The 9,660-nt window shown below is 70.6% G+C and carries 8 protein-coding genes; 5 read left to right on the forward strand and 3 right to left on the reverse strand.

The features are described from left to right. Positions 1-80: 80 nt before the first annotated feature. On the reverse strand, positions 81-689 hold the full coding sequence (locus ACFU9P_RS10680) for a hypothetical protein (protein ID WP_384078607.1): 609 nt from the start codon (positions 687-689) through the stop codon (positions 81-83). Next, positions 682-1,464, reverse strand: coding sequence for an alpha/beta hydrolase (locus ACFU9P_RS10685; protein WP_376385055.1), 783 nt, complete (start codon positions 1,462-1,464; stop codon positions 682-684). The genes ACFU9P_RS10680 and ACFU9P_RS10685 overlap by 8 nt, the downstream gene beginning before the upstream one ends. A 192-nt stretch (positions 1,465-1,656) precedes the next feature. Between ACFU9P_RS10685 and ACFU9P_RS10690 the strand changes: the two genes are divergently transcribed. From ACFU9P_RS10690 to ACFU9P_RS10705, 4 genes are all read left to right on the forward strand, one after another. Beyond that, positions 1,657-2,382 carry a lysophospholipid acyltransferase family protein gene (locus ACFU9P_RS10690; protein ID WP_384078609.1) on the forward strand — a complete coding sequence of 242 codons (726 nt, stop codon included), beginning with the start codon at positions 1,657-1,659 and terminating at the stop codon, positions 2,380-2,382. 186 nt (positions 2,383-2,568) lie between these two features. Next, positions 2,569-3,828, forward strand: a complete 1,260-nt coding sequence (gene macS, locus ACFU9P_RS10695; protein WP_384078611.1) for a MacS family sensor histidine kinase — start codon at positions 2,569-2,571, stop codon at positions 3,826-3,828. Further along, positions 3,825-4,523, forward strand: a complete 699-nt coding sequence (locus ACFU9P_RS10700) for a response regulator (RefSeq protein WP_384078613.1) — start codon at positions 3,825-3,827, stop codon at positions 4,521-4,523. Before macS ends, ACFU9P_RS10700 begins: the two co-directional genes overlap by 4 nt. A 261-nt stretch (positions 4,524-4,784) precedes the next feature. Beyond that, on the forward strand, positions 4,785-5,813 hold the full coding sequence (locus tag ACFU9P_RS10705) for a 6-phosphofructokinase (protein WP_376385066.1): 1,029 nt from the start codon (positions 4,785-4,787) through the stop codon (positions 5,811-5,813). Positions 5,814-5,928: 115 nt separating this feature from the next. On the opposite strand, the gene ACFU9P_RS10710 is transcribed toward ACFU9P_RS10705, so the two are convergent. After that, complete coding sequence (locus ACFU9P_RS10710; RefSeq protein ID WP_384078615.1) at positions 5,929-7,809, reverse strand: anthranilate synthase family protein; 1,881 nt, start codon at positions 7,807-7,809, stop codon at positions 5,929-5,931. A gap of 391 nt (positions 7,810-8,200) precedes the next feature. Between ACFU9P_RS10710 and ACFU9P_RS10715 the strand changes: the two genes are divergently transcribed. Beyond that, the gene (locus ACFU9P_RS10715) at positions 8,201-9,553 is read left to right on the forward strand and encodes a class II 3-deoxy-7-phosphoheptulonate synthase (RefSeq protein ID WP_376385072.1); all 1,353 of its coding nucleotides are present in this window, start codon (positions 8,201-8,203) and stop codon (positions 9,551-9,553) included. The last annotated feature ends 107 nt before the right edge of the window (positions 9,554-9,660 follow it).

A 9,660-nucleotide genomic window follows, 5' to 3' on the forward strand; every position in this document is an offset into this window, starting at 1 on the left:
CGCCGGACTGCCCGCCCCCGCCCCCGCCCTCCCCGTACACCCCCGCGGCCACCCCCGCGGCCACCCCCGATCCGGGCGGCTCAGACGACCGCGCCGCGGCCCGGGTCGTCGTTCTCGTCGTCGTCCTGCTGCATCCGCGCCACCAGCGTGGCGAAGCCGCCCAGGAAGCCGCCCACACAGATCGTCGTGAGCCACCACGTCATGTCCCACTGCAGCAGCACGGCGATCAGCATCAGCACCGGACCGCCGACCACGGCGAGCCAGGCGAACTTGGCCGTCACATCGGACTCGGGCAGCGGCGGCGGCTCCGGCGGTACGAAATGCCCCTCGTCGCCCTCGTCGAAGTCCTCCTCCCGCGGCTCCTGCACCGCGTAGTCACGCGGACCCGCGCCGCCGACCCCGGGCGCGAAGACGACCGAGCCGCCCAGCACGGGCTTCCCGTCGTCTATCTCCTTGGTCTCCTTCTCGGGCATGGACCCCGGAGGCGGAACCGTCGATTCCGGATCGGATCCGGCGCCCGGCCCCGAGCTGTTCTTCTCGCTCTCCAGCAACGCCAGATCGTCCACCGACTTGAACGGCTTTGCGCCCGGCGGATCCGCCGGCTCCTCCCCGTACCCCGCGACGATCGCCGCCCAGGCCGCGTCCTCGTCGATCGGCTGCGGCTCCCGGTCCGCGTCATGCTCAGCCACCGCTGGTGCTCCCCTTCTGCCGGACGACACTCGGAGCGAGGCGGCCGATGAACGCGAGACTCTCCTCGAAAATCCGCTCCGCGTCATGGTCCAACGTCGCTACGTGGTAGCTCTGTTCCAGCAGGACCTCACGAACATCCCGCGACGAGACCCGGCTCAGGATCCTGGCCGAGTCCTCCGGCGGTACGACATGGTCCTGCGGGCTGTGCAGCAGCAACAGCGGCTGGGTCACCTGGGGCAGCGCCCCGTCCACCAGACCGAAGAAGTTCCGCAAGGAATACGCCGCGTGCAGCGGCACCCGGTCGTACCCCAGCTCCGTGACCCCCTCCTTGGCGATGTCGCCCGCGAGACCCTTGACCGTCGGCACGAAATGGCGGACGACCGGCAGGAGACGGGCGGCCGCTCCATGCGTCGCGATCCCGGGGTTGACCACCATGACCCCGCCGACCGACGGGCCGTGCTTCGCGGCGAGGCGCAGCGCCAGCGTCCCGCCCATCGAGAGCCCGGCGACAAAGACCTGGCGGCACCGCTCCTGCAGCTCCCGCAGCGCCCGGTCCACCTCCGCGTACCAGTCCTGCCAGCCGGTGAGCTGCATGTCCTGCCAGCGGGTGCCATGGCCCGGGAGCAGCGGCAGGGACACGGTGAGCCCGTGCCCGGCGAGATGCTCGGCCCAGGGGCGCAACGACTGCGGGGAACCGGTGAATCCGTGACAGAGAAGGACGCCGACCTCGCCGCCCTCATGGCGGTACGGCTCGGCTCCTGGAAGGACCGGCACCGGGGTCTCCTGTTCGTGAGGTTCGGAAGGTGTACTTCACCGTACGCGACCGGACCGACACCGACCAGATCCGTCCGGCCCCTGTGGAAAACAGCCGGGCGGGACCGGGTACGAGCCGGGCAGGAGCGGAAGGGCGGCACCCGCCCGCCACGCGTTAAGGTCTGTCCGACAGCGCGACAGGAGGCATTCGAGTTGATCTACGGTGCGATGAAGTTCTCCATCGGAGGGTCCCTGAAGCTCGCCTTCAGGCCCTGGGTGGAGGGCCTCGGGAACATTCCCGCCGAGGGTCCCGCGATCCTCGCGAGCAACCATCTCTCGTTCTCGGACTCCTTCTTCCTGCCGGCCGTTCTCGACCGCAAGGTCACCTTCATCGCGAAAGCCGAGTACTTCACCTCGCCCGGTATCAAGGGCAGGCTCACCGCCGCCTTCTTCAAGGGCGTCGGCCAGCTTCCGGTGGACCGCTCGGGCGCGCGCGGCGCGGGCGAGGCCGCGATCCAGAGCGGGATCAAGGTCCTTGAGCGCGGTGAACTCTTCGGTATCTACCCGGAGGGCACCCGCTCGCCCGACGGCCGTCTCTACCGCGGCAAGCCCGGCGGCCTGGCGCGGGTGGCGCTGGCGACCGGCGCGCCCGTGATCCCCGTCGCCATGATCGACACCGAGAAGATCCAGCCGCCGGGCCAGGTCATGCCCAAGCTGATGCGTCCGGGGATAAGGATCGGCAAGCCGCTGGACTTCAGCCGGTATCAGGGCCTGGAGGGCGACCGTTTCATCCTGCGCTCGCTGACCGACGAGGTCATGTACGAGATCATGAAGCTCTCGGGTCAGGAGTACGTGGACATCTACGCGACGGCGGCCAAGCGCCAACTCGCCGAACAGGCAAAGGCGGCGGGCACCGGCGGGGGCACCGGCGGCGAGTGATCCGCGCGCGGGCAGATCCTCTGATCCGCTCGGAGCAGATCCACAACGGGGAGTGTTCACAGGGGGGAGAGGACCATCGACCGTCGGCAGGGGTTCGCGGCGCGCTGGACAGACGGCTTCGCGGCACCTTGGAAGCGCGGCCTCATCGCGCGCTGGAGACGCGCCGCGCCTCGCGGGGAGCGGCGTATGTCGGTCGAGCAGCCGCTGTGGCGCGCGTTGACCTTCTACCGGCCCCTCACCATGCTCTACGCGGTCCTGATCTTCGTCCTTGAGCCCAGCCGTTTCGAACGCCCCTGGATCGCCGAGGCGTTCCTCGCCGTCCTGGCCGTCTGGACCTTCGCCACCCTCCCCAGGGTCGCGAACGCCGAGAGCTGCACCAAGCGTTTCCTGGTCGTCGATCTCACCGTCGCCCTCACCGGCATCCTGCTCACCCCGCTCGCCGACACGGACGCCCAGCAGATCGACGCGCCCACCCTGCCGTCGATATGGACCGCGGGCTCCGTCCTCGCCTTCGCGATCAAGGGCGGCTGGCGCTGGGCCGGCGTCGCCTCCTCGTTCGTCGCCGCGGCCAATCTGGTGGAGCGCGGCCACCCCAGCCGGGACACCCTCCACAACGTGCTGCTCGTCTGGGTCGCCTCCATCGCCATCGGCTATGTCGTCGAGGTCGCCCGGGCCTCCGAACGTACCCTCGCGCGCGCCCTGAAGATCGAGGCCGCGACCCGGGAACGGGAGCGGCTGGCCCGGGACATCCATGACAGCGTGCTCCAGGTGCTGGCCATGGTGCAGCGGCGCGGTACGGCGCTGGGCGGCGAGGCCGCGGAACTGGGCCGGCTGGCGGGGGAGCAGGAGATCGCCCTGCGCACCCTGGTCTCCAGCGGACTCGTCACCGCGGTCCGTCCCCCTGAAGATGCCTCAGACGCCTCTGAAGATGCCTACGGGGCCGCCTCCGGGGCCGCCGCGCCGGGAGCGGCCGTACGTACGGATACGGAAGAGCGCGACGGCGGGCCGGACGGCGATCAGGGACCGTGCGATCTGCGCTCGCTGCTCGCCCCGTACACCGGACCGAAGGTCACCTTCGCCGAGCCCGGCGCCCCCGTACTGCTGCCACCGGCCGCGGCCAGGGAACTGACGGCCGCTGTCAGTGCCGCACTGGACAATGTCCGCAGACACGCGGGCGCCGGTGCCCGCGCCTGGATCCTGGTCGAGGACTGGCCGGAGGAAGTGATCGTGACCGTCAGGGACGACGGCCCCGGCATTCCGGAAGGCCGGCTCGCCCAGGCCGAGGGGGAGGGGCGCCTCGGTGTCGCCCTGTCGATCCGGGGCCGGCTGCGCGAGCTGGGAGGCACGGCCGAGCTGGTCTCCGTGCCGGGCCAGGGCACGGAAGTCGAGCTGAGGGTGCCACGGGCACCGCGGGCACCACAGGTACGGGGGAAGGCGGAACGATGAGCGGGCAGGGCGCGGCGGACGAAGAAGAGACTCACGGGCCGATCAGGGTGATGGTCGTCGACGACCATCCCATGTGGCGGGACGCGGTCGCCCGCGATCTGGAGACGGCCGGTTTCGCGGTGGTCGCCACGGCCGGGGACGGCCCGCAGGCGGTGCGCCGCGCACGGGCGGCCGCTCCCCGGGTGCTCGTCCTAGACCTCAATCTGCCCGGGATGCCGGGCGTCCAGGTCTGCAAGGATCTGGTCGGCTCCATCCCGGGCCTCCGGGTGCTGGTCCTCTCCGCCAGCGGCGAGCACGCCGATGTGCTGGAGGCGGTGAAGTCCGGCGCCACCGGTTATCTGCTCAAGTCGGCCAGTACGGAAGAGCTGACCGACGCCGTGCGCCGTACGGCCGAGGGCGATCCGGTCTTCACCCCCGGCCTCGCGGGCCTGGTGCTCGGGGAGTACAGGCGGCTCGCCTCCGACCCCGCGCCCGCCGCCGCGGACGAGCCCAAGGCGCCTCGGCTGACCGACCGGGAGACCGAGGTCCTGCGGCTGGTCGCCAAGGGACTCTCGTACAAGCAGATCGCGGAGCGCCTGGTCATCTCCCACCGAACGGTGCAGAACCACGTGCAGAACACCCTTGGAAAGCTACAATTGCATAACAGGGTGGAACTGGTCCGTTACGCGATCGAACGCGGCCTCGACGACACGTGAGACCGCCGCGTGAGACCGCGCTGTGACCGCGTCGGGACCACGTCCCGGACCGCAGGCGGATCATGACCGGATCATGACCGGAACACGACGCCTGAACCGGCCCGGGACATTCCGGAACCGGCCGTCCCGGCGGATCCGGTGCAACCACCTCGGTCCGACCTCTGGTGCAACGTGACGCCTCCCGCGCACCATGCCGAAGTGACCTGAGTCACCCCGCCTGTGGCCCGGGTACCCCACCGACGGCGAAGGGAAGTGCTTTCCATGCGAGTCGGAGTACTGACCGGGGGCGGCGACTGCCCCGGGCTGAACGCGGTCATCCGCGGGATCGTACGCAAGGGCGTCCAGGAGTACGGGTACGAGTTCACCGGGTTCAGGGACGGCTGGCGCGGCCCGCTGGACGACGACACCGTACGGCTCGACATCCCCGCGGTGCGCGGCATCCTGCCGCGCGGCGGCACCATCCTCGGCTCCTCCCGCACCAATCCGCTCAAGGCGGAGGACGGGGTCCGCCGGATCAGGGAGACCCTCGCCGCGCACGGGGTCGACGCGCTGATCGTGATCGGCGGCGAGGACACGCTGGGGGTGGCGGCGCGGCTGTACGACGAGTTCGGCGTCCCGTGCGTAGGAGTGCCGAAGACCATCGACAACGATCTGTCCGCCACGGACTACACGTTCGGGTTCGACACCGCGGTCGGTATCGCCACCGAGGCGATCGACCGGCTGCACACCACCGCCGAATCCCATATGCGCGTCCTGGTCTGCGAGGTGATGGGCCGTCACGCGGGCTGGATAGCGCTCCACTCCGGGCTGGCCGGCGGCGCGAACGTGATACTGATCCCGGAGCGGCGCTTCGATGTCGAGCAGGTCTGCGCGTGGGTGACCTCGCGGTTCAAGGCGTCGTACGCGCCGATCGTGGTCGTCGCGGAGGGCGCGATGCCGAAGGACGGCGATCTGGTTCTGAAGGACGGCACGCTCGACTCGTTCGGGCATGTCCGGCTGTCGGGCGTCGGCGAGTGGCTGGCCAAGGAGATCGAACGCCGTACGGGCAAGGAGGCCAGGACGACGGTCCTGGGCCATGTCCAGCGCGGCGGCACCCCGAGCGCCTTCGACCGCTGGCTGGCGACGCGCTTCGGCCTGCACGCGATCGACGCGGTGCGGGACGGGGACTTCGGGAAGATGGTGGCGCTGCGGGGGACGGACATTGTGCGGGTGCCGATCGCTGAGGCGACGGCGCAGCTCAAGACGGTGCGGCCGGAACTGTACGAAGAGGTGAGCGTGTTCTTCGGCTAACCGGGCCCGCCCGGCCGGCCGGTTCGTCCTCAATCGCCGGACGGGCTTGATGTCGCCGATCGGCGCCGGTTGGCAATTCCAGCCCGTCCGGCGTTTGAGGACGGCCCCGCGGGCCCTACGCGCGTACCGCGACCGCCGTCAGTAGCGCCGTCACGATCTGCGGGCCGTTCAGGGTCAGGATCGATTCCGGGTGGAACTGGACCGAGGCGAAGCCCGGGCCTCGTAGCGCGTGGACTTCGGGGCCGGCGTGGCTGACCTCGACGCCGTGCGCTGCCAGTTCCGCCACGCCCTCGGCGTCGCAGTGGGCCGTGAAGCTGCTGTAGAAGCCGACCGTCTCCTCGCGGCCGAACAGGTCGATCCTGGTCTGTGTGCCCTGGTACGGGACCCGTTTGCGTACGAGCTCCAAGCCCAGTTCCGCCGCGATCAGCTCATGGCCCAGGCAGACCCCGAGCAGCCCGTGCCGACGCTCACCCAGCAGCCCGGCCGCCAGAGAGCGCAGCAGCCGCATCTTCGGGTCGGCCGGGGCTGCGGAGTCTGTGGGATTGCCCGGGCCGGGGCCCAGGACCACCGGGCCCTCGTGCCCGAGCGCGGCTTCGCGCAGGCCCGGCTCGTCGTACCGCCGTACCGTCACCTCCAGGCCCGTGGACCGCAGCAGATGCGCCAGCATCGCCGTGAACGTGTCCTCGCCGTCCACGACCAGCGCGTGCCCGGCGAGCGTCGCGGGACCGGTCCGCATCCGCAGCCAGAACGGCGCCAGGTCCGCCCGCCGTGCGTCCAGTGCCGCCCGTACCCTCGGGTCGTCGGCGAGCCGCGGGCGCCCGGACGTGTCGTGCGGCCGGCCGGGCCGTACGCCCAGTGCCGCCAGCATCCCCGCCGCCTTGGCGTGTGTCTCGGCCACCTCGTTCTCCGGCCGTGAGTGGCGTACGAGCGTCGCGCCGACCGCCACCCGCAGCCCGCCGTCGCGGCCGATGTCCGCGGTACGGATCAGAATGGGCGAGTCGAGCGTCTGCGCGCCGCCCGCGTCCCGCCCGATCAGCGCGAGCGCACCGCCGTAGTAGCCGCGCCCGCCTGCCTCGTGGCGTTCGATGACCCGGCAGGCGTTCTGCACGGGCGAGCCGGTGACCGTCGCGGCGAACATCGTCTCCCTGAGCACCTCGCGCACATCGAGCGAGGACCGCCCGCGCAACTCGTACTCCGTGTGCGCGAGATGCGCCATCTCCTTGAGCCGGGGCCCGATCACCACCCCGCCCCGGTCGCCGACCGTGCACATCATCTTCAGCTCCTCGTCGACGACCATGGACAGCTCGTCGGTCTCCTTGCGGTCGCCCAGGAAGTCCAGCAGCGCTTCCACGGTCGGCCCCTCGGGCGGATAGCGGAAGGTCCCGCTGATCGGGTTCATCACCACCGTCCCGCCGGTTGTCCGGACATGGACCTCGGGACTCGCCCCGACGAGGGTGCGCTCCCCAGTGTGGACGACGAAGGTCCAGTACGCGCCCCGCTCCCCGGCGAGCAGCCGCCGGAAGAGGGCGAGGGCGTCGGCCCGGGAGAAGCCGGGGATCCGGCCCTCGAAGGTGCGCCGGATGACGAAGTTGGCGCCTTCTCCCCGGCCGATCTCGTCCTCGATGACCCGCCGTACGGTCTCCCCGTACCGCTCGTCGTCGAGATCGAACGCGCCGTCCTCGACCTGTACCGCGTGGGACGGCAGCCGGTCGAGCACCTCGGCGAGCGGCAGTTCGTACGACTCGTCCGCGACCAGCACGGACAGCGGCGTCCCGTCGTCCCGTACGTCGAAGCCACGCTCCCTGATCTGCCGGAAGGGCACCACGGCGAGCGCGGGGGTGTCGCCGCAGGGGAGATCGGCGAGCCGGGCGGCCTCGTGCACCGGGCCGATCAGCAGCTCCACGGTGTCGTGCGCGCGGCCGGGTGTGCGGCGGCGCAGCAGGGCGAAGGGCGGGCAGCCGTCGTGGGTGAGGCGGTCGAGCGGATTCTCGGGCATCTGCGGTGTTCCTTCCGGAGAGGGGAGGAGGAACGGCCGCTTTCTCCCCGGCCCGCCCACCGGCCCGGAAAAGACTGAAGGCCGCCCCTCGGGCGGCCTTCGCGATTCGTGCTGCGCGCTGAATCAGTGGGCCGCCGGACGAGCGGTCCACCACCAGGTCTGATGCGAAAGCGCGAGCATGGCAGGCACCCTAGCGCATGGAGCGCGGGAGCCGGAGCGGATGGGCCCGACCGTACGAGCCCGAACGCACGGGACATACGTGCCCCAACGCACGGGGACGCACGAGCCCGGGTGCACAGGGCGGCTGAGCAGGGCCGGGACGGCAAAGGTTCACGTTCCATACTGTGAGAGCCGCCCGTACCGCACCGCGCGACCACGTAATCTGGGGCGCGTGACAGTGAACGCTGAGAACTCCGCGACCTACGAGCCGTCCTGGCGAGACCTGCCCGCAGCCCAGCAGCCGGAGTATCCGGACCAGGAGGCCCTGCGCGGCGTCGTGGCGGAGCTGGAGAGCTATCCGCCGCTCGTCTTCGCCGGCGAGTGCGACCAGCTCCGCGCCAGGCTCGGGGCTGTCGCCAAGGGCGAGGCGTTCCTGCTCCAGGGCGGCGACTGCGCGGAGGCGTTCGACGCGGTCTCCGCGGATCAGATCCGCAACAAGCTGAAGACCCTCCTCCAGATGGGCGCGGTCCTCACCTACGCGGCGTCCGTGCCCGTGGTGAAGGTCGGCCGGATCGCCGGGCAGTACTCGAAGCCGCGCTCCAAGAGCACCGAGACCCGCGACGGCGTGACCCTGCCGTCGTACCGCGGCGACTCGGTCAACGGCTTCGACTTCAACGAGAAGGCCCGGATCCCGGACCCCGAGCGGCTGAAGCGGATGTACCACGCGTCCGCCGCGACCCTCAATCTCGTCCGCGCCTTCACCACCGGCGGCTACGCAGATCTGCGCCAGGTGCACGCCTGGAACCAGGACTTCGTGAAGTCGTCCCCTTCGGGCCAGCGGTACGAGCAGCTCGCCCGCGAGATCGACAACGCGCTGAACTTCATGAAGGCGGCGGGCACCGACCCGGCCGAGTTCCGCACGGTCGAGTTCTACTCCTCGCACGAGGCGCTGCTGCTGGACTACGAGTCGGCGCTGACCCGGGTCGACTCCCGTACCGGCGGACTGTACGACGTATCGGGCCATATGGTCTGGATCGGTGAGCGCACCCGCCAACTGGACGGCGCGCATATCGAGTTCGCCTCGCGGATCAACAACCCGATCGGGATCAAGCTCGGTCCGGCCACGACGGTCGACGAGGCGCTCACATACATCGACCGGCTCGACCCCGAGCGCCGGCCCGGCCGGCTGACCTTCGTCGTCCGGATGGGCGCGGACAAGGTCAGGGACAAGCTGCCCGCGCTGGTCGAGAAGGTCACGGCGTCCGGAGCCACGGTGGCCTGGGTGACCGACCCGATGCACGGCAACACGTTCGAGGCGGCCTCGGGCCACAAGACCCGGCGCTTCGACGATGTGCTGGACGAGGTCAAGGGCTTCTTCGAGGTCCACAAGGGCCTGGGCACCCACCCGGGCGGTATCCATGTCGAGCTGACCGGCGACGATGTCACCGAGTGCGTGGGCGGCGGCGACGAGATCTTCGTCGACGATCTGCACCAGCGGTACGAGACGGCCTGTGACCCGCGGCTCAACCGCAGCCAGTCGCTGGACCTGGCGTTCCTGGTCGCTGAGATGTACCGCGACCAGTAGCAGCGGCTTCTGTGTGGTGGGGGGGGGGGGTGTGTGGTCTTCGTGCCCCCCCCCCCCTCTCTTTCTCTCCTCTTCTTGCCACTGAGCGCACGGAGGACTCGTCTCTC

Origin of the sequence: Streptomyces sp. NPDC057617, assembly GCF_042800555.1 — a bacterium.
Taxonomy (GTDB): domain Bacteria; phylum Actinomycetota; class Actinomycetes; order Streptomycetales; family Streptomycetaceae; genus Streptomyces.